This window comes from Curvibacter microcysteis (genome assembly GCF_028649455.1).
Taxonomy (GTDB): domain Bacteria; phylum Pseudomonadota; class Gammaproteobacteria; order Burkholderiales; family Burkholderiaceae_C; genus Curvibacter; species Curvibacter microcysteis.
On sequence record NZ_JAQSIO010000001.1, the window covers coordinates 612,461 to 636,565 of the forward strand.

The following is a 24,105-nucleotide window of genomic DNA, read 5'->3' on the forward strand; positions in this document are numbered from 1 at the left end:
CCCCATGCACCCCGCCCTGAACACCCCCACCCGCTTGCAAGCCGCCGTCTTTGACTGGGCCGGCACCGTGATCGACTTTGGCAGCCTGGCCCCCATGGACGCCTTTGTGCAGCTGTTTGCGCGCTACGGCGTGCGCATCGACGTGGCCGAAGCCCGTGTCCCCATGGGCCTGGCCAAATGGGACCACATCCACGCGCTGGGCACCGCGCCCCGCATCGCGGCCGAATGGCAGCGCGTGCACGGCCGCCCCTTTGGCGACGCCGACTGCGACGCGCTGTACGAGGTCTTCACGCCCATGAACGCGGCCAGCGTGCGCGACCATGCGCAGTTGATCCCGGGCGCGCTGAGCACCCTGGATGCGCTGCGCGCGCGCGGCCTGAAGATCGGCTCCACCACCGGCTACAACCGCCCCATCATGGACGTGGTCCAGCCCCTGGCCGCCGCCCAGGGCTATGTGCCCGACAACCTGGTCTGCGCGGGCGACCTGGCCAGCGCCCGCCCCGGCCCGCTGATGATGGTGCGCACCCTGTCCGACCTGCAGGTCTGGCCCCCGGCCGCCGTGGTCAAGGTGGACGACACCGTGCCTGGCCTGCAGGAAGGCCGCGCCATTGGCGCCTGGGTGGTCGGCCTGGCCATCAGCGGCAACACCCTGGGCCTGAGCCAGGCCCAGTGGCAGGCCACGCCCGCGGCCGAACAACAAGGCCTGCGCGAGCAAGCCACCGCCGAACTGCTGGCCGGCGGCGCGCACTATGTGATCGACAGCGTGGCCGACCTGCTGCCGGTGATCGACCAGATCGAGGCGCGCCTAGCACGCGGCGAACGGCCCGACTGAGCCCGCCCCTGGCCGCACCACGTGGGGCGGCCCGGACGGCCCAGTCACCTGCGTGCCAGCCCCCGCCACCAGAGATCGGTCACACTCGGCGCTTATGCGCCGGCCCGAGCACTGCCACCATCACCGGTGGCGGTGCGGGGCCCGGCGCCAGCGCAGAAAGGCCCCTCTCGTGATCCCCCTCCTCATCAACGGGCAAAGCCATGCCCTGGACGCCGACCCGCAAATGCCCTTGCTGTGGGCCTTGCGCGACGAACTGGGCCTGACCGGCACCAAATTCGGCTGCGGCATCGCCGCCTGTGGCGCCTGCACAGTCGAAGTCGACGGCGCGGCCGTGCGATCCTGTGTGATGCCGGTGGGCAGCCTGGCGGGCAAGGCCATCCGCACCATCGAGGGCGCGCCCGACCGCACTGTGGCCGCGCTGCAAGCCGCCTGGGTGCAGCACCAGACGCCGCAATGCGGCTACTGCCAAAGCGGCATGATCCTGGCCGCCGCCGCCTTGCTGCGGCAAAAGCCCCGGCCCAGCGATGCCGACATCGACGCGGCCATCACCAACCTGTGCCGCTGCGGCACCTACCAGCGCATCCGCGCGGCCATCCACAGTGCCGCCCAAGCCTTGCAAGGGAGCCGCGCATGAACACGCCATCGACCTCCGCCCAGCCCGCGTTGAGCCGGCGTGGCTTCTTACTGGCCGGCGCGGCCGCCGGTGGTGGCCTGCTGGTGGGCTGCGGCGGCACCAACCCCAGCACCCGCATCGGACAGGGCAGCGACTTTTCTCCCACGGGCAAGCAGGTGGCCTTGAACGCCTGGGTCAAGATCACGCCGGACGACCGCGTCATCGTGGCAGTGCCGCGCTCCGAGATGGGCCAGGGCGTGCACACCGGTCTGGCCATGCTGGTGGCCGACGAGCTGGATGCGCGCTGGGACCAGGTGCAGGTCGAGGCCGCGCCCATCGCCCGCATCTACAGCAACACCGCGCTGCTGCTCAACGTGTCGCCCTTTTTGCCTGACGACGAAGGCCTGCTGGCGCGCCTGACCCGGGCCACGCTGCAAAACGCGGGCTATGCGCTGGCGCTGCAGGTGACGGGGGGCTCGTCCAGCCTGCGCGACGCCTGGGAGCCGCTGCGCCTGGCCGGGGCGGCAGCGCGCCAGCAACTGCTGCAGGCCGCCGCGCTGCAACTCAAGCTGCCGGTCAGCGAGCTGACGCTGCGCGACGGCGTGGTGCAGGCCCGCGCGGGCGGCACCCCACTGCGCCTGGGCGAGCTGGCGCAAGCCGCCGCCCAGCTGCCCGCACCGCGCGAGTTGCGCCTCAAACCGGCGGCCGAGCGCCGCCTGATTGGCCAGCCCCTGCCACGCACCGACGTGCCGGCCAAGGTCAATGGCCAGGCCGTGTTTGGCCTGGACGTGCGCCCGCCGGGCCTGGTCTACGCGGCCATCACCCACTGCCCGGTGTTTGGCGGCGCCCTCAAAACCCTGGATCCGGCCCCGGCCCTGGCGCTGCCTGGCGTGCTGCAGGCCTTTGCCCTGGGCACCCAGGCTGTGGTGGTGGTGGCACGCAACAGCTGGCTGGCTCAGCAAGGCCTGCTGCGACTGGCCCCGGTGTGGGACGAGGGGCCCAACGCCCAGCTGCAGTCGGAGGGCATCAGCGCCCGGCTGCGTCAGGCCTTCGACCAGGAGGAAGGCACGCGCTTTCGCCACGAGGGCGATGCGGAGCAGGTGCTGGCCCAGGCCAAGACCCGCCTCGAGGCCGAGTACGAAGTGCCCTTCCTGGCCCACGCCGCCATGGAGCCCGTCAACTGCACGGCCCAGGTGAAGGGCGGACGGGTCACGGTCTGGTGCGGCAGCCAGGCCCCCTCGCTGGCGCGCATGAAGGCCGCCGAGGTGGCGGGCGTGGACAGCGAGCAGGTCACGTTCCATGTGCCGTTTCTGGGTGGCGGTTTTGGCCGTCGCCTGGAGTCCGACATGGTCGAAGAAGCGGTGGCGATTGCGCTGCGCACTGAGGGCGCGCCGGTCAAGCTGACCTGGTCGCGCGAAGAGGACCTGCAACACGATATGTACCGGCCCGCCGCCGTGTCGCGCTTCAGCGCCACGCTGGACACCCAGGGCCGCCCGCTGGCCTGGCGCCACCGCGTGGCCGCGCCCTCGATTGGCCTGGACACCATGCGCCGCCTGATGCCACGCCTGGCCCTGGACTCGCCCGACAAAAACCACATCGAGGGGGCCTTCGACCTGCCCTACGCCATCCCCCACCTGGAGGTGCGCCAGCTGCGCGTGGCCACGCCCGTGCCGGTGGGCTCCTGGCGCAGCGTGGGCCACAGCTACAACGCCTTCTTCACCGAATGCTTTCTGGACGAGCTGGCCCACGCGGCCCGGCAAGACCCGCTGGCCTACCGACTCGCCTTGCTGGAGCGCCACCCGCGCCACCGCGCCGTGCTGCAGGCCGCGGCCGAGCTGGGCAACTGGGGCCAGCCCGCACCGGCCGGGCGCGCGCGCGGCCTGGCGCTGCACGAGTCCTTTGGTGCGCTGTGCGCCCAGGTGGCCGAGGTGTCGCTGGAGGGCGGCCGCGTGCGGGTGCACCGCGTGGCCTGCGCACTGGACTGCGGCACCGTGGTCAACCCCGACAGCGTGGACGCGCAGCTGCAAAGCGCCATCGTCTACGGTCTGAGCGCGGCCCTGATGGGCGAGATCACACTGAAGAACGGCCGCGTGGAGCAAAGCAACTTCCCCAGCTACGACGCACTGCGCCTGGCCGACATGCCGGTCATCCGCACCCGGCTGATGCCCAGCGACGCGCCCCCGGGCGGCGTCGGTGAACCCGGCACCCCGCCGATCGCGCCGGCCGTGGCCAATGCGCTGTTTGCGCTGACCGGTCAACGCCTGCGCCGCCTGCCGCTGCGGCCCCAGGCTTGAGGCCTGGCTGAAGGCGCCGACCCGGGCCGCTGGCGTTTACTTGGCCAGCGCCTTGAGCGCCAGCTTGATGCCTTCGCTCACCCCCACCTCGGCGGGCAAGGCCTTGAGGGCCGCGGCGGCTTCCTTGTCGTTGTAGCCCAGGGCCAGCAAGGCCTGCTGGATGTCGGCCTGGGCGTCGTTGGCGGCGGGCTGGCGCAGGTCCAGCTCGGCACCCAGCTTGCCCTTGAGCTCCAGCAGCAGGCGCTCGGCCGTCTTTTTGCCAATGCCCGGCACCTTGACCAGGCGGCCCGGCTCCTGCAGCGAGATGGCCTGGGCCAGCTCGCCCACGCTCATGCCCGAAAGCACGCTGAGCGCGGTGCGCGGGCCCACGCCACTGATCTTGATCAGCTGGCGAAACGCCTCGCGCTCGGGCGCGGTGCCAAAGCCGTACAGAATTTGCGCGTCCTCACGCACCACGAAGTGCGTCAGCAGCGAGACTTTCTCGCCCAAACCGGGCAGGTTGTAGAAGGTGCTCATGGGCACATCCACCTCGTAACCGACCCCGTGGCAGTCCACCAGAAGCTGGGGCGGGTTTTTGTCAGCGAGGGTTCCGGTCAATTTGCCTATCATTGCAGTCCTTGTGGCCCCGGCTCGGGGCCCTTCGGCCGGAATTATCAGCTTGATCGTCAGACACACCTTCACCCCCCACAACAACTTGCGCCTGGGTCACCTGTGCGGATCGATGGACGAGCACCTTCGCACCATCGAAGCGGGCCTGCAGGTCAGCATCGCGCACCGCCATGAGCAATTCAAGGTGGACGGCCCCAAGGCGCGCGCGCAGCGCGCCATGGAGGTGCTGCAGGCCTTGTACGAAATCGCCGAGCGCCCCATCCCGGCCGAGACCGTGCAGCTCATGATGGCCGGCGACACCGCCCTGGCCGAGGTGCCCGAAGGCGCCCAACTGCTGAGCACGCGCCGCGCCGACCTGCGCGCCCGCACGCCCACCCAGGCCAATTACCTGGACAACGTGGCCACCCACGACATCACCTTCGGCATTGGCCCGGCCGGCACCGGCAAGACCTACCTGGCCGTGGCCTGCGCGGTCGATGCGCTGGAGCGCAGCGCGGTGCAGCGCATCGTGCTGACCCGCCCAGCGGTGGAAGCCGGCGAGCGCCTGGGCTTCCTGCCCGGCGACCTGAGCCAGAAGGTCGACCCCTACCTGCGCCCGCTGTACGACGCGCTGTACGAGTTGATGGGTTACGACAAGGTGCAAAAAGCCTTTGAGCGCAACGCCCTGGAAATCGCCCCGCTGGCCTTCATGCGCGGGCGCACGCTGAACAACGCCTTCGTCATCCTCGACGAAGCACAGAACACCACGCCCGAGCAGATGAAGATGTTCCTCACCCGCATCGGCTTTGGCGCCAAGGCGGTGGTGACGGGCGACGTGAGCCAGATCGACCTGCCCAAGGGCGCGCCCAGCGGCCTGATCGAGGCCGAGCGCGTGCTCAAGCGCGTCAAGGGCATCGCGGTGACCCGCTTCACCAGCGCCGACGTGGTGCGCCACCCGCTGGTGGCCCGCATCGTCGACGCCTACGACGCCGCCGGCCGCCCGGCCGCGCGCCGCGCCAGCAGCGACTGAGGCCGCCCCCCTGGCCTGCGCCCCACCGACCCGGTGCACACGGGTCGGTGCCGTCTCCCCTCCCCCCCAACACCCCCCGCCGCCCCCACTGGAAGCCGCCCCATGAGCCAGCCTGAACTCTCCCTGTCCCTGCAATTTGCCCGCTTTGCCGATGTGGCCGAGCACCGCGCCGCGCTGCCGCGCAGCGCCGTCGCCCGCTGGATCCGCCACGCCCTGCCGCAATCGGCCGAGATCGCCGTGCGCATCGTCGACACCGAAGAAGGCCAGCAACTCAACCGCGCCTACCGCAACAAGGACTACGCCACCAACGTCCTCACCTTTGACTACGCCAACGACCCGGTGATCCTGGCCGACCTGGTGCTGTGCGCCCCCGTGGTCGCGCGCGAAGCCAAAGAACAAGGCAAGACCTTGCAAGCCCATTACGCCCACCTGCTGGTGCACGGCACCCTGCACGCCTGTGGCTACGACCACGAAACCAACCAGCGTGACGCGCTGGAAATGGAAGCGCTGGAAATCCTGCTGCTGGGCTCGCTGGGTTTCGCCAACCCCTATTGATGCGCCCCCCAAGGGCTGGCCGAACGCCACTGGACAGCACCTGGATCGCCCCCCCATGAACGACACCCCCGCCGCCCCCCGGCCGCAGCCCACCCCGGGTGCGCGGGCCTGGCTGCGGCACCGAGGCCCGGACCTGCTGGCCGGCGTATCGGTCGCCGGGGTGCTGCTGCCCGAGGCGGTGGCCTATGCCGCGATCGCCGGGGTCGAGCCCGCGCACGCGCTGCTGGCCGCCCTGGTGGGCCTGTGCGTCTACCCCCTGCTGGGCACCAGCCGCTTTGCCATCGTGGCACCCACTTCGTCGGCGGCGGCGGTGTTCGCCTCGGCCGTGACCCTGGGCGGGCCCGCCATGGGCTACGCCCTGGTCGCGCTGACCGGTGCCTTGTTCCTGGTGGCGGCGGGGCTGCGCGCGGGCTTCATTGGGGCCTTCATTTCGCGCCCGGTGCTGCGCGGCTTTGCCTGGGCGCTGGCGGTGACCATCGTCATCAAACAGCTGCCCCACCTCACCGGCCTGGCTGCAGCGTCCAGCCAAGTCCTGCCCTTGCTGGCCCAGCAACTGCAAGCCTGGCCGCAGTGGCATGGCCCCAGCCTGGTCCTGGGGGTGGGCGCGCTGGCGTTGTGGCTACTGCTGCACCACGGTCTGGCGCGCTGGCTGTTCGTGCCGACCTCGCTGCTGGTGCTGGGCCTGGGCGTGGGCTTGTCAGCCGCGCTGGGTCTGGACAGGCAGGGCGTGGCCCTGGTCGGGCCGATTGCCGGCTTGTCGCTGCAAGGGCCCTTGCAAGGCCTGAGCACGGAGCTGTGGCTGCGCGCGGCCGAGATCGCACCCGCGCTGCTGCTGATCTTGTTTGCCGAGTCCTGGGGCTCGGTGCGTTCGCTGGCGCTGCAAAACGGCGACACCGTGCAAGCCAACCGCGAGCTGCTGGCCCTGGGTGCAGCCAATCTGCTGTGTGGTCTGGTGCAGGGCCTGCCGGTGGGCGCTGGTTTTTCGGCCGCCTCGGCCAGCCAGGCCGCGGGCGGGCGCAGCCGCTGGGCCGGGGTGGCCGCAGCCGCCGCCTTGGCCCTGATGCTGTGGTGGGCCCGACCCGCGCTGGCCCTGCTGCCGCTGCCGGTGCTGGCCGCCGTGGTGGCGGCCATCCTGTCGCACAAGCTGTGGCCCCAGGCCATGATCGCCACCTTGCGCCTGGGCAGCGACGCCTGGCTGGCCCTGGTGGCCGGCGCGGGCGTGCTGCTGTTTGGTGTGCTGTTCGGCATGCTGCTGGCGGTGGGCCTGTCGCTGCTGCTGGCCCTGCGCCGATTTGCCCAGCCAGTGCTGTCTGAGCTGGGGCAACTGCCCGGCACGCGCGACTTTCTGGACTGCGAGCGCCACCCCGAGACCCGGGTCCAGCCCGGCATCCTGGTGGTGCGGCCCGAGGAGCCTTTGTTCTTTGCCAACGCCGAGCAGGTGTTCCAGCAGGTGCGCCAACGGGCGCTGGCCCGCCCCACCCAGGTGGTGGTGCTGAGCCTGGAGATGAGCGACGACCTGGACAGCTCGGCCATGGAATCTCTGGCCGAGTTGTCGGCCGCGCTGCGCCAGCAGGGCTGCTTGCTGCTGCTGGCCCGGGTCAAGGACAAGCCGCGCGAGGCCCTGCTGCGCCTGGGCCTGGCCGACGGCGGTGGCTACGGCCATGTGGCGCTGTACTGGAGCGTGGACGACGCGGTGCGCGCCGCACAGCGCCTGCGCCAGCGGCCCGTGGCGGCCACCGCAGCGCCAGCCCCCAGCGCCTGAGCCCGCCGCCTGGGCAGCGAGGCCCGACTCAAACCATGCGCAAGGGGATGGTGATGGGCCCGTCGTTGATCAGTTGCACCTTCATGTCGGCGGCAAAAATACCGGTGGCCACCTCGCCGTGGCTGGCCCGGGCGCGCTGCACCAGGTGCTCATAAAGCCGGCGGCCGTCCTCGGGGGCGGCGGCTTGGGTGAAGCTGGGCCGGTTGCCGCTGCTGCAATCGGCGGCCAAAGTGAACTGGCTGACCAGCAGCAAACCGCCGGGGCGCCCCTGGCCGTCCAGGTCTTGCACCGAGCGGTTCATTTTGCCGGCCTCGTCGCTGAAGATGCGCAGCTTCAGAATTTTGGCCAGCAGGCGCTCCACGCCGGCCTCGGTGTCGCCACGCTCGGCGCAGGCCAGCACCAGCAGGCCCGGGCCGATCTCCCCCACCACCTGGCCATCCACCCACACGCGGGCCTCGCTGACCCGCTGAATCAAACTGATCACGCCATGTCCTTTCCAAGTTCTTGGCATCCTGTCCACCTACCTTGTGCGCTCAGCGCTGAAAATGGTAGGGTGTGGAATATTCACTGAAACCCAGCGCCCACAGGCGCTAGGTAGCCAAGGATCGATTGTCAATGACCGAGTTCATCACGCGCCACAGCCGCCCCCTGGCGGCTGGGCTTTCTTTGCTGATGTGGGGGCTGGGCGCGGCCCAGGCCCAAACCCCATCCACCGGCAGCAGCGCCAGCCCCACCCGACAGACCACCGTGGCCAACAGCGAACGTGCGGCCACGGTCAAGCTGGTGACCGGGCGGGTGCTGGCCTGGAGCGTGCAGGGCCCAACCCCGCGCCCCCTGGTGTCGGGCGACTTTGTGCAGGCGTCTGAGCGCGTGCAAACCGGGGCGGAAGCCTCGGTCAGCCTGGTGCTGCGCGACGGCACCACCTTGATGCTGGGCCCCAACAGCGCCCTGGACCTGCGTGAATTCAGCTTCAACGACACCACCTACAACGGCCACATGGTGCTCAACATGCTCAAGGGCAGCTTGCGCGTCATCACAGGGCTGATTGGCAAGAACCGCCCCGAGTCCATGCGCATCACCACCCCGACCTCGACCATTGGGGTCTTGGGCACGGACTTCATCGTCGAAGTGAGCGAGGAGCAGCCATGAACCCCATCGCCCGCGCCTTCTCCCTGCCCGGCGCCCTGCGCTCCTTGGCCAGCGCCTGCCTGCTGGCGGCCCTGGCGGCCTGCTCCAGCCCGCCCCCCAAACCGCCGCCAGTGCCCGTCGTCAAGGTGGTGCTGCTGCCGCAAGCCGACGGCAGCGCCAGCGGTGTGGTGGTGCAAGCCGGCCAGGCCACGCAAACCCTGACCCAGCCCTACCAGCGCGCCAGTGCGATCGCCGACCGAGCCCCGGTGGTGGACCAGGCCGACCCCGCCCAAGTGCGCCAAGCCTATGACGCGCTGTTCCGCATCGCGCCGCCGCGCCCGGTGCGCTTTGTGCTGTACTTCCAACCCGGCACGACGCGCCTGTCCGGCGAGTCGCAGGCGCAGTTGCCCCGCATCCAGGAAGACGTGGCCCGCTACCCCGGCGCTGAAGTGCTGGTCGTGGGCCACACCGACACCAAGGGCAGCGGCGACGGCAACGACGCCCTGTCGCTGCGCCGCGCCCAGCAAGTGCGCGACTTGCTGGTGCAGCAGGGCCTGAACGCCAAGCAGGTGGAGGCCTCGGGCCGAGGCGAACGCGAGCCCGCCGTCGCCACCGCCGACGAGGTGGACGAACCCCGCAACCGGCGCGTGGAAGTCACGCTGCGCTGAGCCGCCGCAACGCCCCTCAGGCGTACAAACGCGCGCCCCCTGCGCGCACGGCCTGCGCCGCCTGCGGGCCCAAAGCCTGCAGCACGGGCTGCCACACGCTGTCGTAAGCCGGCAAGGCCTCGGGGACGAACGAGGTGTGGGGCCAGTCCGACCCCCACACCAGGCGCGGGGCCTCCCCCGTGGCCGCCACCGCCTGTGTGGCCAGGGTCGCCACGCGCTGCACCGAACTGGTCAGCGCCGCGTACGGGGCCTGCGCCCCCAAGCGGTACCAGCCTGACAACTTGACCCAGGCCCCCAGCGCCAGCAGGTCGCGCAGACCAGCCCAGGCCGGGTCGTCGGCCGCCAGCTCGGCGTGCAGACCGGCCAGGTGATCCAGCACACAGGGCAGGCCCGTGCGCTGGTGCCAGGCCAGGATGGCGGGCAAGTCACTGGCCCGGGCATACCACTGCACATGCCAGCCCAGGGCCCGCAAGCGGGGCGCCAGCGCCAGCAGGTCGGCCGCGCCATTGCCCACCGGCGAGACGAGGTTGAAGCGCACACCGCGCACCCCCAAGGCCTGCATGCGGGCCAGCTCGTCGTCACCCACGCGGGCGTCCACCACCACCACGCCCCGGTGCCGGCCGGGGCGGCGTGCCAGGGCCTGCAGCAGGACCTCGTTGTCGCAGGCGTACACACTGGGCTGCACCAGCACCAGGTGGCCCACGCCGTGGGCTTGGGCCAAGGCCTCGATGGCCTCCAGCGGTCGGTGCACGGGCTGGTAATGGCCGGGCGCGACCGGGCGCTCGGCGTCAAAGACATGGACATGGCTGTCCCAGCCTGCCGCCGGGGCCTCGTTCACAAGAACCTGCGCCATGGCGATCAACCCACCGTGATGCGGCGCTCGCGCACCACCTGGGCCCACTGCGCCTGCTGCTCACGGATGAAGCGGCCCGCGCTGGCCTGGCTGGCGTCGGCGAACACATCGCCGCCCAGCTGGCGCACCCGGCCCAGCACCTCGGGGTCGGCCAGGGCGCGGCGGAGGCCGGCCACCAGGGTCTGGCGGGTCGCCTCGGGCAGGCCCGCAGGGGCCAGCACAGGATTCCACTCCAGCACCTCGTAGCCCGCCACGCCGGCTTGCTCCATCGTCGGCACATCGGGCAGCGAGCGCGTGCGCACCCGGCTGGTCACCGCCAGGGCGCGCAGCTTGCCGGCCTGGATGTGGCCCAGCGAGGACGCCACGTTGGCAAAGAACAAGGGCACCTGGCCGCCCATCACATCGTTGAGCGCCGGGCCGCCGCCACGGTAGGGGACATGGCTCAGTTGGGCGCCGGTCCGTGCTTCAAACAAGGCACCCGCCAGGTGTTGGGCCGAGCCATTGCCTGACGAGGCGTACGCCAGGTCGCCGGGCTTGGCGCGCGCCAGGCGCAGCACGTCGCGCACCGACTGGGCCTCGAAGCTGGGCGTGCAGACCAGCACATTGGGGAAGGTGGCCAGCACCGCCAGCGGGGTGAAGGCTTTGTCGCTGTCATAGGGCAGGCGCGGGTACAGCGAAGGGTTGACGGCAAAGGACGAGGCATCGAGCAGCAAGGTGCTGCCGTCGGGGGTGGCGCGCGCCACCTGGGCGGCTGCGAGCTGACCGCTGGCACCGGGCTTGTTGTCCACCACCACCCCCTGACCCAGGGCCTCGGCCAGGCGCGGCGCGATGATGCGCGCCATCAGATCGGCCCCGCCACCGGCGGGGTAGGACACCACCAGGGTGATGGTGCGCCCGCCGGCAATGGGCTGGGCTGCGCGGGTGACCAGCCAAGGCGCGGCTGCGGTGGCGGCGACCGCGCTCAGGCACAGGCGGCGCGACAGGCCCGAAGGCTGTACGTGTGGGGGGATGGGGTGCATGGTGTTGTCTCCTCAGGTCAGGGTCACGGTGTAATGAAAAGCATGGGCGTCGCCCCGGGTACAACGCCATTCGACGCAGCGCCCGCTCAGGTCGTAGGCCAAGCGCGTCACCACGGCAGCGGGGTGGCCGGCGGCCAGGCCCAAGGCTTGCGCCTGGGGGGCGCTCAGCAGGCCAAAACCGATGTCGTCCATGGCGCGCTGCACATGCACGCCGCAGCGGCGCGCGTACATCGGGTAGAGCAAGGCGTCCCAGTCGGCGGGGTCGCCCTCGGCCAGGGGCGCGAACAGGTCCAGCGGCAAGCACAGGTCTTCGAGCAGGCAAGGCTGGGCATCGATCAGGCGCAGGCGCTGCAAGCGCAGCACGGGCTCGCCCGGGGCCAGGCCCAGCGCGCGGGCCACGCTGGCCGACGCGGCCACGGTCTGGCGCGACAGGATGCGCGAGGCTGGCACCACGCTTGCGCTGTCACCAAAGCGGAAAAAGCGCAGCATGGACGCGCCGGCAATGCCCTGGCGCACAAACGTGCCCTTGCCGTGCACACGCTCGATCAGGCCTTGTTCGGCCAGCAGCTCCAGCGCGCGGCGCAAGGTGCCCAGGGCCACGCCATGCTCGGCCGCCAGCAGCTGTTCGGCCGGCAGCGCGCTGCCCGGCGGCCATTCGCCCGCCACCACGCGGTGGCGCAAGGCGGTGGCCAGGGCGCCGTAGCGGCTTTGGCCGGGGACGGGGGACGGGGTCGCGGCGGCGACCGCGCGCAGGGCTGGCTGTGTCATGCTTAAGACTTTTAGTCCTCTAGATGACTTGAAGTGTAACGCCAAAGACGGCAAGGGCACAGCGCGCGCCAGCGGGTCTGCTTCGGGGGTTTGAAAACACAGGTCCCAGCCCGCGCAACGCGCGGTGGGACGGCGCTTCACCAGGGCACGTTGCTGCCGTCGTAAGCGAAAAACTGCCCGCTGTGCGTGGGGCCGAACGCGGCCAGGGCGTCCAGCATTTCGGCGGCGGCCTGCTCGGGCGGGCGCACACGCAGGCCCGTCTTGGCAAAGGGTTGGGACAAGGCCGTGTCCACCGTGCCCGGGTGCAGGGCCACGCAGACAGCGTCGCGGTTGTGGCGCTTGAGCTCGATGGCCGAGGTGCGCACCAGTTGGTTCAATGCCGCCTTTGAGGCCCGGTAGCCGTACCAGCCGCCCAGGGCGTTGTCCCCGATGCTGCCGACGCGGGCCGACAAAAACGCCGCCAGCACCGGCCCGCTGCGCGCCAGCAGCGGAAAGAAATGCTTGATCACCAAGGCCGGGCCGATGGCGTTGACGGCAAAGGCCTGCTGCAGGTAGGCCGGGTCCAGCTGACGCCAGCTGCGCTCGGGGCCCGCGCCCGCGTGGTGCAAAAAGCCGCTGGCCAGCACCAGGGTGCGCAGGCTTTGCTGGCGCGCGGCCAGGTCCTGCGCCAGGCGCTGGGCGGCGGCCTCGATCGTGGCCTCGTCCTGCAGGTCCAGGGCCAGCACGTCCGCCGCAGCGGGCTGGCGCGCGCTCAGGCGCACCGTGGCCTGCGGATGGCGCTGTGCCAAGCCCGCCGCCAGGGCCGCCCCCACACCGCCTTGCCCGCCCACCACCAGGGCCAACGCCCCAGCGGGGTCCAGGGCCGCCAGGCGCCAGGGCCCGGCAGACTGGGGCGGGGCAGCAGCGGCGGAATCGCTCACGCGTCTTCGCCTTCGAGCAGGCGCACCTTCACCACCTTGCCCTTGATGCGACCGGCCGAGAGGCGGCGCACCGCCTCGCGGGCGATGCCGGCGTCGACCGCCACGTAGGTGGAGAACTCGTTGACGTTGATCTTGCCGATCTGGTCTTTGACAAAGCCGGCCTCGCCGGTCAGGGCGCCCAACACGTCGCCGGCGCGGATCTTCTCTTTGCGCCCGCCGACGATTTGCAGCGTCGCCATCGGGGCCTTGAGCGGGCCCTTGCCGGTCGGGGTCAGGCTGTCCAGCGGCACCCAGTCGGACTCGCGGCCCTGCATCTGCTCGATGCGGCCCACGTAGCCCATCTCGTCCATGCTGACCAGGGTCAGGGCCAGGCCCTCGGCGCCCGCGCGGCCAGTGCGGCCAATGCGGTGCACATGGACCTCGGCGTCGGGGCTGACGTCGACGTTGATCACCGCCTGCAGGTTGGCCACGTCCAGGCCGCGCGCAGCCACGTCGGTGGCCACCAACACGGAGCAGCTGCGGTTGGCGAACTGGATCATCACCTGGTCGCGCTCGCGCTGCTCCAGCTCACCGTACAGGGCCAGGGCACTGAAGCCCTGGCTTTGCAGCAGGTTCACCAGGTTGCGGCACTGCTGCTTGGTGTTGCAAAACGCCAGGCTCGACTCGGGCCGGTAGTGGTTGAGCAGCTGGGCCACAGCCGGCAGGCGCTGGGCGTTGCTGGCTTCCACGTAGAGCTGGCGGATGGTGTTGCTGTCGTGCTGCACCTGGACCTTGACCTGCTGGGGTTCGCGCATGAACTGCGCGGCCAGGCGGTCGATGCCCTCGGGGTAGGTGGCCGAAAACAGCAGGGTCTGGCGCTGCGCCGGGCAGCGTCGCACCACCGAGGCAATGTCTTCGAAGAAGCCCATGTCCAGCATGCGGTCGGCCTCGTCCAGCACCAGGGTGTTGACGGCGCCCAGGTTCAGGCTGCCACGGTCCAGGTGGTCCATGATGCGGCCCGGCGTGCCGACCACCACATGGGCGCCGTGCTGCAGGCTCAGGGTCTGACCGCGCAAGGCCACACCGCCGCACAGGGTGACGACCTTGATGTTGTCCACCGCACGCGCCAGGCGGCGAATCTCTTGCGTCACCTGGTCGGCCAGCTCGCGCGTGGGGCACAGCACCAGGGCCTGCACATCGAGGCGCGTGGGCTGCAGCTTCTGCACCAGGGGCAGGCCGAAGGCGGCGGTCTTGCCGCTGCCGGTGCTGGCCTGGGCGATCAGGTCACGGCCCGCCAGGGTCAGGGGCAGGCTGGCGGCCTGGATCGGGGTCATGCTGGTGTAGCCCAGTTGCTCCAGGTTCTGCAGGGCGGCAGCGGGCAGGCCCAGGGTGTCAAAACGGGGCGTGGCGGAGGCGGGGGAAGACGTGTTCATCCCCGGATTATCCGGGTCGGCGGCGGGGACCGCTCCAGCACCGGGCTTGACCCCGGGCAGCGCTTAAAAAAAACAGCCGCTTCACAGTGCTGTGAAATCTCCGCTGCACAATGTGTCACATGCCATATCTGCCCTCTTTCATTGCCCCGACCCGCCACCTCAGCGCCGAATCGGCACTGCAACAGGTGCATGAAATCTACGACCAGCAAATCGCCCACCTGCGCGACGCCATGCAGCGTTTTGTGGCCGGCGAAACCCTGCCAGGCCATGTGCGGGCGTGCTATCCCTTTGTGCGCATCCACACCGAGACGGTGTCGCGCAGCAAGCAAAACCCCGACATCGCCCACCTGGCCTATGGCTTTGTGGCCGGCCCGGGCCGCTACGAGACCACGCTGACCCGGCCCGACCTGTACCACGCCTACTACCTGGACCAGTTCCGCCTGCTGCTGCAAAACCACGGCGTCGAGCTGGAGGTGGGCACCAGCAACCAGCCCATCCCGGTGCACTTCTCGTTCAGCGAGCACGACCACGTCGAAGGCCAGATGAGCCTGGAGCGCCGCCAGCTCATGCGCGACGTGTTCGACCTGCCCGACCTCGCGGCCATGGACGACGGCATTGCCAACGGCACCTGGACGCCCCAGCCCGGCGAGGCCCAGCCCCTGTCGCTGTTCACCGCGCCGCGCGTGGACTATTCGCTGCACCGGCTGCGCCACTACACGGGCACCTCGCCGCGGGCCTTCCAGAACTTTGTGCTGTTCACCAACTACCAGTTCTACATCGATGAATTCGTGCGCTTGGGCCACGAGGAGATGAAGAACCCCGAAAGCGAGTACATCGCCTTCATCGAGCCGGGCAATGTGGTGACGCGCCGCGTCGGCCTCGCCGCCGAGCCGGGCGACGAACTGGGTGCGCCACCGCCGCGCCTGCCGCAGATGCCGGCCTACCACCTGGTGCGCGCCGACCACAGCGGCATCACCATGGTCAACATCGGCGTCGGCCCGGCCAACGCCAAGAACATCACCGACCACATCGCCGTGCTGCGCCCGCACGCCTGGATCATGCTGGGCCACTGCGCCGGCCTGCGCAACAGCCAGCAGCTCGGCGACTACGTGCTGGCCCACGGCTATGTGCGCGAGGACCATGTGCTGGACGAAGAACTGCCGCTGTGGGTGCCCATTCCCGCGCTGGCCGAGATCCAGCTCGCCCTGGAAGCCGCCGTCAGCGACGTGACCCAGGTCAGCGGCCCCGACCTCAAGCGCTTCATGCGCACCGGCACCGTGGCCAGCACCGACAACCGCAACTGGGAGCTGCTGCCGGACAACCAGCCGCAGCGCCGCTTCAGCCAAAGCCGCGCCGTGGCGCTGGACATGGAAAGCGCCACCATCGCCGCCAACGGCTTCCGCTTCCGCGTGCCCTACGGCACCTTGCTGTGCGTGAGCGACAAGCCCCTGCACGGCGAAATCAAGCTGCCCGGCATGGCCAACCACTTCTACCGTGAGCGCGTGGACCAGCACCTGCGCATCGGCATCCGCGCGCTGGAGATCCTGCGCGCCGAAGGCATGGCCAGCCTGCACAGCCGCAAGCTGCGCAGCTTTGCGGAAGTGGCGTTCCAGTAACCCGACCCAACCCGGCAGATGATGGCCGCTGACCTGCCTCTTTGGCTGAGACCCGCCCTGCTCGCCACCGTCTGGTGGCTTGGGGCGTGCAGCGCCCAGGCCGACCCGATGTGGCAAGCGCTGGGGCTGATCGACGCCCGCGACCCCACTCAGGCCGTGGCGCTCGCCCCCCTGGCCCGCCCCAGTGCCGCTGGGCAATGGCATTACCTGCCCCTGACCCCGGCAGGTATCGAGGCGGGGCCACAGTGCTGCGTGCGCGTGGGGACACGCCCCCGACCAAGCGATTGGATGCGCCATGAAGCGCCCCTGGAGGGCCGTGCGGCGAAGTTCACCTCCGCCCAACCGGCCAGTGGCTTGGTGGGTCTCTTGCTGCCCCCAGGCACCACGGTCACACCGCTGCCGCCCTCGTCCCTGCGCCTGCAGTGGCCCGGGGCGGCGGGTGCGGTGCGGGTGCATTACTGCACCAGCCAGGAGGGCTTGCACGTGACCTTGACGACGGACAAGCGCCCGCCGCAGCGGCGGGCCTACTACGTCAGCCTGGGCATGGACGTGGAGCCCAGTTGCCCCCCGCCCTGAGGGCGCGGCCTGGGCGCAGGCAGCGTCCACGCGTTTGGCAAAGCCCGGGGATCGGTTCAGAATCGCGCCACCGCACCGCCTGAGGAGTCGACCATGGCCACCCGACAAAGCACCATCGACCACCTGCTGGACCTGCTCGCGGCCGCCGGCCCGGTGAGCGCGCGCAAGATGTTCGGCGAGTACTGCCTCTACCTCGCGGGCAAGCCGGTGGGCCTGGTCTGCGACGAGCAGTTGTTCCTCAAGCCCACCGAGGCCGCCCGGCCCCTGCTCAAGTCGGCCGACGAGCGCCCGCCCTACCCCGGCGGCAAGCCTTACTTCCACATCGACCCCGACCACTGGGACGAACGCGACTGGCTGGTCGAGCTGGTGCGCACCACCGCCCTGGCCCTGCCGGAGCCGGTGGCCAAACCCCCAACCAAGCGCCTGCGCGGCGGCTGAAGCGCCCTCAGGGGCGCACGGCCCCACCCTCGGCACGGAGGGGCGCTGCACCGGCCCGCGTTCGGCTCAGCTCAGCCCAAACCCAGCGCCGCCGCCTCCGCGTCCGTGAACACCCGCGAGCGGGTCAGAAAGGCTTGGCCGGTGGGGCCTTCGAGCGAGAAGGTGCCGCCACTGCCCTCGATCACATCGATGATGAGTTGCGTGTGCTTCCAGTACTCGTATTGCTTGGCCCCGATGTAGAACGGGACGCCACCGATGTCACCGAGGTAAACATCGCCCGCGCCGATGGTCAGCTCACCGGGCAGGTAGGCGTTGGCGGCGCTGTTGTCGCAGCAGCCGCCCGATTGGTGAAAGAAGAAGCTACCGTGCTCGGCACGCAGCCGTTCGATGAGGACCAGCGCCGCCGGCGTGGCCATGACTTTATCGACCATGAAAACACCTCCATCACACGTTCAAAAGCGCCCGGGCACCCAGCCTGGGGCCGAGCGACGGGGCGCGTCAAGGGGAGAGCCGCTGTGTCAGGGTTCCAGCGTCAGCGGGATCAGAAGAAGCCCAGCTTGTTCTCGCTGTAGCTGACCAGCAGGTTCTTGGTCTGCTGGTAGTGGTCGAGCATCATCTTGTGGGTTTCGCGGCCAATGCCCGATTCCTTGTAGCCACCGAAGGCGGCGTGCGCCGGGTAGGCGTGGTAGCAGTTGGTCCAGACACGACCGGCCTTGATGGCGCGGCCCATGCGGTAGGCCACGTTGCCGTTGCGGCTCCAGACGCCAGCGCCCAGGCCGTACAGCGTGTCGTTGGCAATGGCCAGGGCTTCCGCTTCGTCTTTGAAGGTGGTCACGGCCAGCACGGGGCCGAAGATTTCTTCCTGGAAGATGCGCATCTTGTTGTGGCCCTTGAACAGCGTGGGCTGCACGTAGTAGCCGCCGGCCAGGTCACCCGGCTGGTGCGACTGGGCGCCACCGGCCAGCAGTTGCGCGCCTTCTTGCACACCCAGGTCCAGGTAGGACAGGATCTTGCTCAGTTGTTCCTTGCTGGCTTGGGCGCCGATCATGGTGTCGGTGTCCAGCGGGTTGCCTTGCACGATGGCGGCCACGCGCTTGAGCACACGCTCCATGAACTTCTCGTAGATCGACTCCTGGATCAGGGCGCGCGAAGGGCAGGTGCAGACTTCGCCTTGGTTGAAGGCGAACAGCACCAGGCCTTCGATGGCCTTGTCCAGGAAAGCGTCGTCCTGGTCCATGATGTCGGCGAAGAAGACGTTGGGCGACTTGCCGCCCAACTCCAGCGTGGCCGGGATCAGGTTGTTGGCGGCGGCCTGGGCGATCACGCGGCCGGTGCTGGTGCTGCCGGTGAAGGCGATCTTGGCGATGCGGCGGCTGGTGGCCAGGGGCATGCCGGCTTCGCGGCCATAGCCGTTGACGATGTTGAGCACACCCGGCGGCAGCAGGTCAGCGATCAGCTCGACCAGCACCAGCAGGCTGATGGGGGTGGATTCAGCGGGCTTGAGCACCACGCAGTTGCCCGCGCCCAGGGCCGGGGCCAGCTTCCAGGCCGCCATCAGGATGGGGAAGTTCCAGGGGATGATCTGGCCCACCACGCCCAGCGGCTCGTGGATGTGGTACGCCATGGTGTTCTCGTCGATCTCGCTGATGCCGCCTTCTTGGGCGCGCACGCAACCGGCGAAGTAACGGAAGTGGTCGACGGTCAGCGGGATGTCGGCGTTCAGGGTTTCGCGGATTGGCTTGCCGTTGTCCACGGTCTCGGCGTAGGCCAACAGCTCGACATTGGCTTCCAGGCGGTCGGCAATCTTCAGCAGCACGTTGGCACGTTCGGCGGCCGAGGTCTTGCCCCACTTGTCAGCGGCGGCGTGGGCGGCGTCCAGGGCCAGCTCGATGTCTTCGGCACCCGAACGGGCGGCCTGGGTGTAGACCGTGCCCGAGATCGGGGTGATCACGTCAAAGTACTGACCCTTGACCGGCGGCACCCATTGGCCACCGATGAAGTTGTCGTAACGGGGTTTGTAGACGATCTTGGCGCCTGCGGCGCCGGGTGCTGCGTAGATCACAAATGTCTCCTGGTGTTATGGAATTCGCCTCGGGGCCCAGCCCCTTGGACACCTTGGTTTATCAAGAGCCATGCCAGCGCGCTGGGGCCTGCGCAGCGGGGGCTTCTCCACCCCGGCCAGGCGCGACACCAGCCACGCAAGCGACTGATTTCAAAAGGATTTTTTCTTGGCAAGCAGCCGACACCGGGGCCCCACGGAACGCAGCGCCCCGGCTGAAGCCGGACACCTTGTCCGCCAACGGACGTCTCAACAGCAGACAGCTGTCCAGAAATGGAACAGCTCTTCTGTCCGTGGCCATGCGCCTGGCCGCACCGACCCGGCAGGCCCTAAACTGCAGGCAAACGAGCACCTCAGGTGCCCTGGAGACACATCCCAATGGCGAACCTGCACCCTGTTCCCGCCCCGCTCTTGCGCGAAGCCCGGCTGCGCCTGCTGAGCGGCGACGACCTGTCCCTGGGCCGCGTGGACGAACGCGTGGCCCGCTCCTGGCGCCGCAGCCTGGCCGCCGGCCTGGCGCCCAGCCACAACAGCCGGCATGCCGAGCACCTGAGCGGCGGTGAGCTGCGTCAGGCCCTGGCCTGCAACCGCGACCTGATCAACCACTCCCAGCCCGTCATGGAGTACCTGTTCGAACAGGTGCGCCACAGCCACAGCATGGTGGTGCTGGCCGACCGCCACGGCACCCTGATGCACACCCTGGGTGACGCCGACTTCCTGGGCAAGGCCGAGCGCGTGGCCTTGCAGGCCGGCGCGAACTGGCACGAGGCGCAGCGCGGCACGAACGCCATCGGCACCGCCCTGGCCGAGTCCTGCGGCATCGAGATCCACGGCCCCGAGCACTACTTGGAGCGCAACGACTTCCTGACCTGCGCGGCCTCGCCCATCGCCTCGGCCACCGGCGAGCTGCTGGGCATCCTGGACATCTCGGGCGACCAGCGCAGCCACCACCCGCACACCCTGGGCCTGGTCAACACGGCGGCGCGCATGATCGAGAACCGCTTGTTCACCACCAGTTGCCAGCAACAGACCCGCCTGCACCTGCACCCGCAAGCCCACGGCATCGGCACCCTGGCCGAAGGCATCGTGGCCTTGTCGGAAGACGGCTGGATCATGGGCGCCAACCGCCAGGCCCTGAAGCTGCTGGGCCTGCAGCGCGAGGACATTGGCGCCACCCCGCTGGCCCGCGTGCTGGACACCCGCTTCGAGGCCCTGCTGCTGCGCGCCCACCAGCAGCCGCAGCAGCCCCTGTGCCTGCACCGACGCGACGGCAGCCCGATCCATGCCCAGCTGTACAACCCGCCCGGCCGCAGCCCCGCCCGCCCCCTGACCCTGCGCGCCCACCCCGCCCCGCACGAAGGCCGCAGCGCGCCAAGCACCCCCAGCGAAGTCCAGGACGCCTTGCAGCAACTCGACACCGGCGACCACGCCTGGCGTGCCGCTGCCGACAAGGCCCGGCGCGTGGCGGGCAAGCCCATCCCGGTGCTGTTGTTGGGCGAGTCCGGCGTCGGCAAAGAGCTGTTTGCCCGCGCCCTGCACGACAGCTCGCCGCGCCGCCACCGCCCTTTTGTGGCCATCAACTGCGCCGCCCTGCCGGAGCAGCTGATCGAGGCCGAGCTGTTTGGCTACAGCGCTGGGGCCTTCACCGGTGCCCGCAAGGAGGGCCGCCCGGGCCGCCTGCGCGAGGCCGACGGCGGCACCCTGTTCCTTGATGAGATCGGCGACATGCCACTGGCCCTGCAAACCCGGCTGCTGCGCGTGCTGCAAGAGCGCCAGGTCAGCCCGCTGGGGGGTGGCGAGGCCGTGGCTGTGGACTTTGCCCTGGTCTGCGCCACCCACCAGCCGCTGCGCGAAGCGGCCGAGGCTGGGCGCTTCCGCGCCGACCTGTACTACCGCCTCAACGGCCTGAGCCTGCAGTTGCCGCCCTTGCGCGCGCGCAGCGACTTTGCCGCGCTGACCGACAAGCTGCTGCTGGAACTGAGCGGCGAGCCGCGCCTGCACCTGGCGCCCGAACTGCAAGCCCGGCTGGCCGCCTACGACTGGCCCGGCAACCTGCGCCAATACGCCAGCGTGCTGCGCACCGCCATCGCCATGCTGGACCCCGACGAACACTGCATCGACTGGCCCCACCTGGGCGACGACCTGCGCGAGCTGCTGCAGCGCGCCGCCGCGCCATGGGCGGGCGGCAGCGACAGCGCCGCCACCACCCCGCCTGCTGCGGCCGTGGGCACGCCCCCGAGCGGCGAGCAAAAGCTGGCCGACATCTCGCGCGCGGCGATCCAGCAAGCCATCCAGCAGCACCAGGGCAACCTGTCGGCCGCCGCCCGGCAGCTGGGCATCAGCCGGCAGACGCTTTATCGGCGGATGGGGGCTTGAGAAGAGTGGTGTTCGGGCACGGCTGACTCGATCGGTCAGCTGGCGAAACCCTTTGATCTGAAAGCACCAAAAGGCAAGGCACGGGGCGGCTCAGAATCATCGACCTTCAGGAGGGTCCGATGAACCACTTCCGCTTTGATGGCTACCCCTATTTTCCGGCGCTGCGCACACGAAGTTCTGAGCTCAAAGGCCTGCAGCATCTCGCCATCGAACAACGAGCGGCGATGCTGCCCTTGCTGACCCTGGGGCGCTGGCCCAGGTCCAACGACTTTCTCAGAAGCGCGGAGCGGGCGGCTGAGGTCATGCAAGGCGCCCCCTATTGCCTGGACCTGACCCATGACGGCAACCACCTCCCCGAGGCACAGCAACAACTTCGCAACCCAGCCCGCGGGTATGAAGCCTGGCGCCAGTTCGTGGCACGCTGGCCACAGGCCAGTTGTTCTGGGACTTTGCACGCAGCCCCAAGGACCAAAGCATCCAAGGTTATGTGCGCGCAGCCCAAGCCATCGTCAGCACAGACCCCCACCTGGGCTCCCGCGGCCTGTGGGGTGAGCAAATGATTTTGAGGGCCGCTCAAGGACATCCTCACGGGGCGGCGCCAGTGTCCTGGATTGCCGTGCGGGTCAACCTCCACCTGGCTCGACAGTTGGCTTGGTCTCAGCGACTGCGAGAGAACCCAGATCAAGGCGAAGATGAGACCGATGAGTCAACAGGGGACCCAAGCCGAGGCAGGGCAGCAGCAGGCACACTGACCTGGGCCAAGAATGCCTGCAAACGCTCCTCGGCGGTCGGCCCCATCGGGGCGGACAACGGCGCCCCCCTGCGCGCCGGGCGGTCCGCCCGCCGGCGCAGGCTGCTCAAGACCTGCTGGCGCACCCAGGCTTTGGACAGGACACGGGCCCGGGTGAGCAGCGACTCACGCGAGCCTGTGGGGCTGAGCCCCTGCGCACGCAACAGCCCCCTCAATTCGCTGACCGGCAAGAAACTCAGCCAATCATCCACGACAGGCCCTTTTTGCAAGGACGCCGCTTGAACAACCTGAAACCCACCATCGGTGTTGACCTGCCAAACCCCCACACCCGTTGGCACCAGGGCCTTCACCTCCAGCCCATGGCATGGGGCGCAGACCACGGTCACCCGCTCAAAAAATCGGCAGTAGCTGAGCAACTGCCCAGGCAGTCGGTCCAAACGGTCGTATTCGCTCTTGATCTCAAACGCCGCTAAACGCGTGCCCACCTGAACCAAGTCAGCACGCCGCCCAAAACGATCAATGAAGAGCTCCGAGATGAAGCGCGCCTGACAACCTGCCCCCTGACGCCGCAGGTGATCGATCAAGGCGACGCGGATTGGGGCCTCGTTCATGTCAGGCGTCCCCCGGTGCCTTGGCGGGCCTCAGGCCTGGCGCGGCTTGACCTTGGAGGCGGCCAGCTTGGCCGTGTCGCGGGCGCTGTCGACGTCGGTGCCGCGCGCCAGGGCCACACCCATGCGGCGCTTGGTGAAGCTCTCGGGCTTGCCGAACAGGCGCAGGTCGGTGCCGGGGATGGCCAGCGCTTCGTCCACGCCGTCGAACACAATGCCCTGGGCTTCGACGCCGCCGTAGATCACGGCGCTGGCGCCGGGGTTGCGCAGGCTGGTGTCCACCGGCAGGCCCAGGATGGCGCGGGCGTGCAGCTCAAACTCGCTTTGGTGCTGGGTGCACAGGGTCACCAGGCCGGTGTCGTGCGGGCGCGGGCTGACTTCGCTGAACCAGACCTGCTCGCCCTTCACAAACAGTTCCACGCCAAACAAGCCCTGGCCGCCCAGGTTGTCGGTCACGGCCTTGGCGATGTGGCGCGAGGCCTCGAGGGCACGCGCGTGCATGGGCTGGGGTTGCCAGCTTTCCACGTAGTCGCCGCTGACCTGCACGTGGCCGATGGGCTCGCAGTACTGGGTTTGCACCTGGCCATCCGCGCCACGGGCGCGCACGGTCAGCAAGGTGATTTCGTAGTCGAAGTCGATGAAGCCTTCGACGATCACGCGGCCGTGGCTGACGCGGCCACCGGCCATGGCGTAGTCCCAGGCCTTTTGCACGTCGGCGGGGCCGTCGATCTTGCTTTGGCCCTTGCCCGAGCTGCTCATCACAGGCTTGACCACGCAGGGGTAGCCAATGCCGGCGTCGATGGCGGCTTGCAGCTCGGCCAGCGAGTCGCAGAACTGGTAGGGGCTGGTGGGCAGGCCCAGGGTCTCGGCGGCCAGGCGGCGGATGCCTTCGCGGTCCATGGTCAGGCGGGCGGCACGCGCGGTGGGGATCACACGCACCACGCCAGCGGCTTCCAGTTCTTCGAGCATGGGGGTGGCGATGGCTTCGATCTCGGGCACCACCAGGTGCGGGCGCTCGGTCTCGATCAGGGCCTTGAGCTGGGCCGGGTCACTCATGGTGATGGTGCGCGCATGGTGCGCCACCTGCTGGCCGGGGGCGTTCTCGTAGCGGTCGACCGCGGTGGTTTCAACGCCCAGGCGTTGCAGGGCGATCAACACTTCTTTGCCCAGCTCGCCGGAGCCAAGCAGCATGACTTTGGTCGCCGAGGGCGAGAGGGGGGTGCCGAGTGTGGTCATGGG

23 protein-coding genes and 2 pseudogenes are annotated in these 24,105 nt (G+C 69.6%); 14 read left to right on the top strand and 11 right to left on the bottom strand.

Annotation, left to right across the window (positions count from 1 at the left end):
• Positions 1-4 precede the first annotated feature (4 nt).
• The 3 genes from phnX to PSQ39_RS02670 all read left to right on the top strand — a co-directional run bounded on the left by phnX (position 5) and on the right by PSQ39_RS02670 (position 3,739).
• A complete protein-coding gene (gene phnX, locus PSQ39_RS02660) occupies positions 5-832 on the top strand; it encodes a phosphonoacetaldehyde hydrolase (protein WP_273925043.1) in 828 nt (275 codons plus the stop codon).
• A 172-nt stretch (positions 833-1,004) separates the two neighbouring features.
• A complete protein-coding gene (locus PSQ39_RS02665) occupies positions 1,005-1,466 on the top strand; it encodes a (2Fe-2S)-binding protein (protein ID WP_273925615.1) in 462 nt (153 codons plus the stop codon).
• Positions 1,463-3,739, top strand: a complete 2,277-nt coding sequence (locus PSQ39_RS02670) for a xanthine dehydrogenase family protein molybdopterin-binding subunit (RefSeq protein ID WP_273925045.1) — start codon at positions 1,463-1,465, stop codon at positions 3,737-3,739. The genes PSQ39_RS02665 and PSQ39_RS02670 overlap by 4 nt, the downstream gene beginning before the upstream one ends.
• Before the next feature lie 36 nt (positions 3,740-3,775).
• Here the strand turns inward: PSQ39_RS02670 and ruvA are convergent, their stop codons facing one another.
• Positions 3,776-4,348, bottom strand: a complete 573-nt coding sequence (gene ruvA, locus PSQ39_RS02675; protein WP_273925046.1) for a Holliday junction branch migration protein RuvA — start codon at positions 4,346-4,348, stop codon at positions 3,776-3,778.
• 49 nt (positions 4,349-4,397) lie between these two features.
• Here ruvA and PSQ39_RS02680 point away from each other — a divergent pair, with 49 nt between their 5' ends.
• The 3 genes from PSQ39_RS02680 (at position 4,398) to PSQ39_RS02690 (ending at position 7,674) form a co-directional block, all read left to right on the top strand.
• On the top strand, positions 4,398-5,357 hold the full coding sequence (locus PSQ39_RS02680) for a PhoH family protein (protein ID WP_273925047.1): 960 nt from the start codon (positions 4,398-4,400) through the stop codon (positions 5,355-5,357).
• Positions 5,358-5,459: 102 nt separating this feature from the next.
• Entirely contained in the window at positions 5,460-5,912 is a 453-nt protein-coding gene (gene ybeY / locus PSQ39_RS02685; RefSeq protein WP_273925048.1) for an rRNA maturation RNase YbeY, read from the top strand.
• Between the two features lie 55 nt (positions 5,913-5,967).
• Positions 5,968-7,674 carry a SulP family inorganic anion transporter gene (locus PSQ39_RS02690; protein WP_273925049.1) on the top strand — a complete coding sequence of 569 codons (1,707 nt, stop codon included), beginning with the start codon at positions 5,968-5,970 and terminating at the stop codon, positions 7,672-7,674.
• Positions 7,675-7,702: 28 nt separating this feature from the next.
• Here PSQ39_RS02690 and dtd read toward each other — a convergent pair whose 3' ends face one another.
• Positions 7,703-8,158 carry a D-aminoacyl-tRNA deacylase gene (gene dtd / locus PSQ39_RS02695; protein ID WP_273925050.1) on the bottom strand — a complete coding sequence of 152 codons (456 nt, stop codon included), beginning with the start codon at positions 8,156-8,158 and terminating at the stop codon, positions 7,703-7,705.
• 131 nt (positions 8,159-8,289) lie between these two features.
• On the opposite strand from dtd, the gene PSQ39_RS02700 reads away from it, so the two are divergent.
• Both PSQ39_RS02700 and PSQ39_RS02705 read left to right on the top strand, forming a co-directional pair.
• A complete protein-coding gene (locus PSQ39_RS02700) occupies positions 8,290-8,823 on the top strand; it encodes a FecR family protein (protein ID WP_273925051.1) in 534 nt (177 codons plus the stop codon).
• Positions 8,820-9,470, top strand: a complete 651-nt coding sequence (locus tag PSQ39_RS02705; protein WP_273925052.1) for an OmpA family protein — start codon at positions 8,820-8,822, stop codon at positions 9,468-9,470. The genes PSQ39_RS02700 and PSQ39_RS02705 overlap by 4 nt, the downstream gene beginning before the upstream one ends.
• Positions 9,471-9,486: 16 nt before the next feature.
• Here PSQ39_RS02705 and PSQ39_RS02710 read toward each other — a convergent pair whose 3' ends face one another.
• The 5 genes from PSQ39_RS02710 to dbpA all read right to left on the bottom strand — a co-directional run bounded on the left by PSQ39_RS02710 (position 9,487) and on the right by dbpA (position 14,442).
• Positions 9,487-10,323, bottom strand: a complete 837-nt coding sequence (locus tag PSQ39_RS02710) for an amidohydrolase family protein (RefSeq protein WP_273925053.1) — start codon at positions 10,321-10,323, stop codon at positions 9,487-9,489.
• A 5-nt stretch (positions 10,324-10,328) separates the two neighbouring features.
• On the bottom strand, positions 10,329-11,342 hold the full coding sequence (locus PSQ39_RS02715) for a tripartite tricarboxylate transporter substrate binding protein (protein WP_273925054.1): 1,014 nt from the start codon (positions 11,340-11,342) through the stop codon (positions 10,329-10,331).
• A gap of 12 nt (positions 11,343-11,354) precedes the next feature.
• On the bottom strand, positions 11,355-12,110 hold the full coding sequence (locus PSQ39_RS02720) for a GntR family transcriptional regulator (RefSeq protein ID WP_273925055.1): 756 nt from the start codon (positions 12,108-12,110) through the stop codon (positions 11,355-11,357).
• A 137-nt stretch (positions 12,111-12,247) separates the two neighbouring features.
• Positions 12,248-13,030 carry an SDR family NAD(P)-dependent oxidoreductase gene (locus tag PSQ39_RS02725; protein ID WP_273925056.1) on the bottom strand — a complete coding sequence of 261 codons (783 nt, stop codon included), beginning with the start codon at positions 13,028-13,030 and terminating at the stop codon, positions 12,248-12,250.
• A complete protein-coding gene (gene dbpA, locus PSQ39_RS02730) occupies positions 13,027-14,442 on the bottom strand; it encodes an ATP-dependent RNA helicase DbpA (protein ID WP_273925057.1) in 1,416 nt (471 codons plus the stop codon). The genes PSQ39_RS02725 and dbpA overlap by 4 nt, the downstream gene beginning before the upstream one ends.
• A gap of 119 nt (positions 14,443-14,561) precedes the next feature.
• On the opposite strand from dbpA, the gene PSQ39_RS02735 reads away from it, so the two are divergent.
• The 3 genes from PSQ39_RS02735 to PSQ39_RS02745 all read left to right on the top strand — a co-directional run bounded on the left by PSQ39_RS02735 (position 14,562) and on the right by PSQ39_RS02745 (position 17,072).
• The gene (locus PSQ39_RS02735; RefSeq protein ID WP_273925058.1) at positions 14,562-16,058 is read left to right on the top strand and encodes an AMP nucleosidase; all 1,497 of its coding nucleotides are present in this window, start codon (positions 14,562-14,564) and stop codon (positions 16,056-16,058) included.
• Between the two features lie 21 nt (positions 16,059-16,079).
• The gene (locus PSQ39_RS02740; protein ID WP_273925059.1) at positions 16,080-16,634 is read left to right on the top strand and encodes a hypothetical protein; all 555 of its coding nucleotides are present in this window, start codon (positions 16,080-16,082) and stop codon (positions 16,632-16,634) included.
• A 93-nt stretch (positions 16,635-16,727) separates the two neighbouring features.
• Positions 16,728-17,072, top strand: coding sequence for a TfoX/Sxy family protein (locus PSQ39_RS02745; RefSeq protein WP_273925060.1), 345 nt, complete (start codon positions 16,728-16,730; stop codon positions 17,070-17,072).
• A gap of 71 nt (positions 17,073-17,143) precedes the next feature.
• Here the strand turns inward: PSQ39_RS02745 and PSQ39_RS02750 are convergent, their stop codons facing one another.
• Together PSQ39_RS02750 and exaC are read right to left on the bottom strand one after the other, a co-directional pair.
• The gene (locus tag PSQ39_RS02750) at positions 17,144-17,503 is read right to left on the bottom strand and encodes a DUF779 domain-containing protein (protein WP_273925061.1); all 360 of its coding nucleotides are present in this window, start codon (positions 17,501-17,503) and stop codon (positions 17,144-17,146) included.
• A gap of 110 nt (positions 17,504-17,613) precedes the next feature.
• Positions 17,614-19,134 (bottom strand): acetaldehyde dehydrogenase ExaC, encoded by a 1,521-nt coding sequence (gene exaC / locus PSQ39_RS02755; protein WP_273925062.1) that lies wholly within the window; start codon positions 19,132-19,134, stop codon positions 17,614-17,616.
• 375 nt (positions 19,135-19,509) lie between these two features.
• Between exaC and PSQ39_RS02760 the strand changes: the two genes are divergently transcribed.
• From PSQ39_RS02760 to PSQ39_RS02770, 3 genes and pseudogenes are all read left to right on the top strand, one after another.
• Complete coding sequence (locus PSQ39_RS02760; RefSeq protein WP_273925063.1) at positions 19,510-21,507, top strand: sigma-54-dependent Fis family transcriptional regulator; 1,998 nt, start codon at positions 19,510-19,512, stop codon at positions 21,505-21,507.
• 119 nt (positions 21,508-21,626) lie between these two features.
• Positions 21,627-21,851 (top strand): annotated as a pseudogene (locus PSQ39_RS02765) (beta family protein); the annotation flags it as partial.
• Positions 21,852-21,994: 143 nt separating this feature from the next.
• Positions 21,995-22,096, top strand: a pseudogene (locus PSQ39_RS02770) (hypothetical protein); the annotation flags it as partial.
• A gap of 92 nt (positions 22,097-22,188) precedes the next feature.
• Here PSQ39_RS02770 and PSQ39_RS02775 read toward each other — a convergent pair.
• Positions 22,189-22,869, bottom strand: a complete 681-nt coding sequence (locus PSQ39_RS02775; protein ID WP_273925064.1) for a sce7726 family protein — start codon at positions 22,867-22,869, stop codon at positions 22,189-22,191.
• A 30-nt stretch (positions 22,870-22,899) separates the two neighbouring features.
• Positions 22,900-24,102 (bottom strand): formate-dependent phosphoribosylglycinamide formyltransferase, encoded by a 1,203-nt coding sequence (gene purT, locus PSQ39_RS02780; protein WP_273925065.1) that lies wholly within the window; start codon positions 24,100-24,102, stop codon positions 22,900-22,902.
• Positions 24,103-24,105 lie beyond the last annotated feature (3 nt).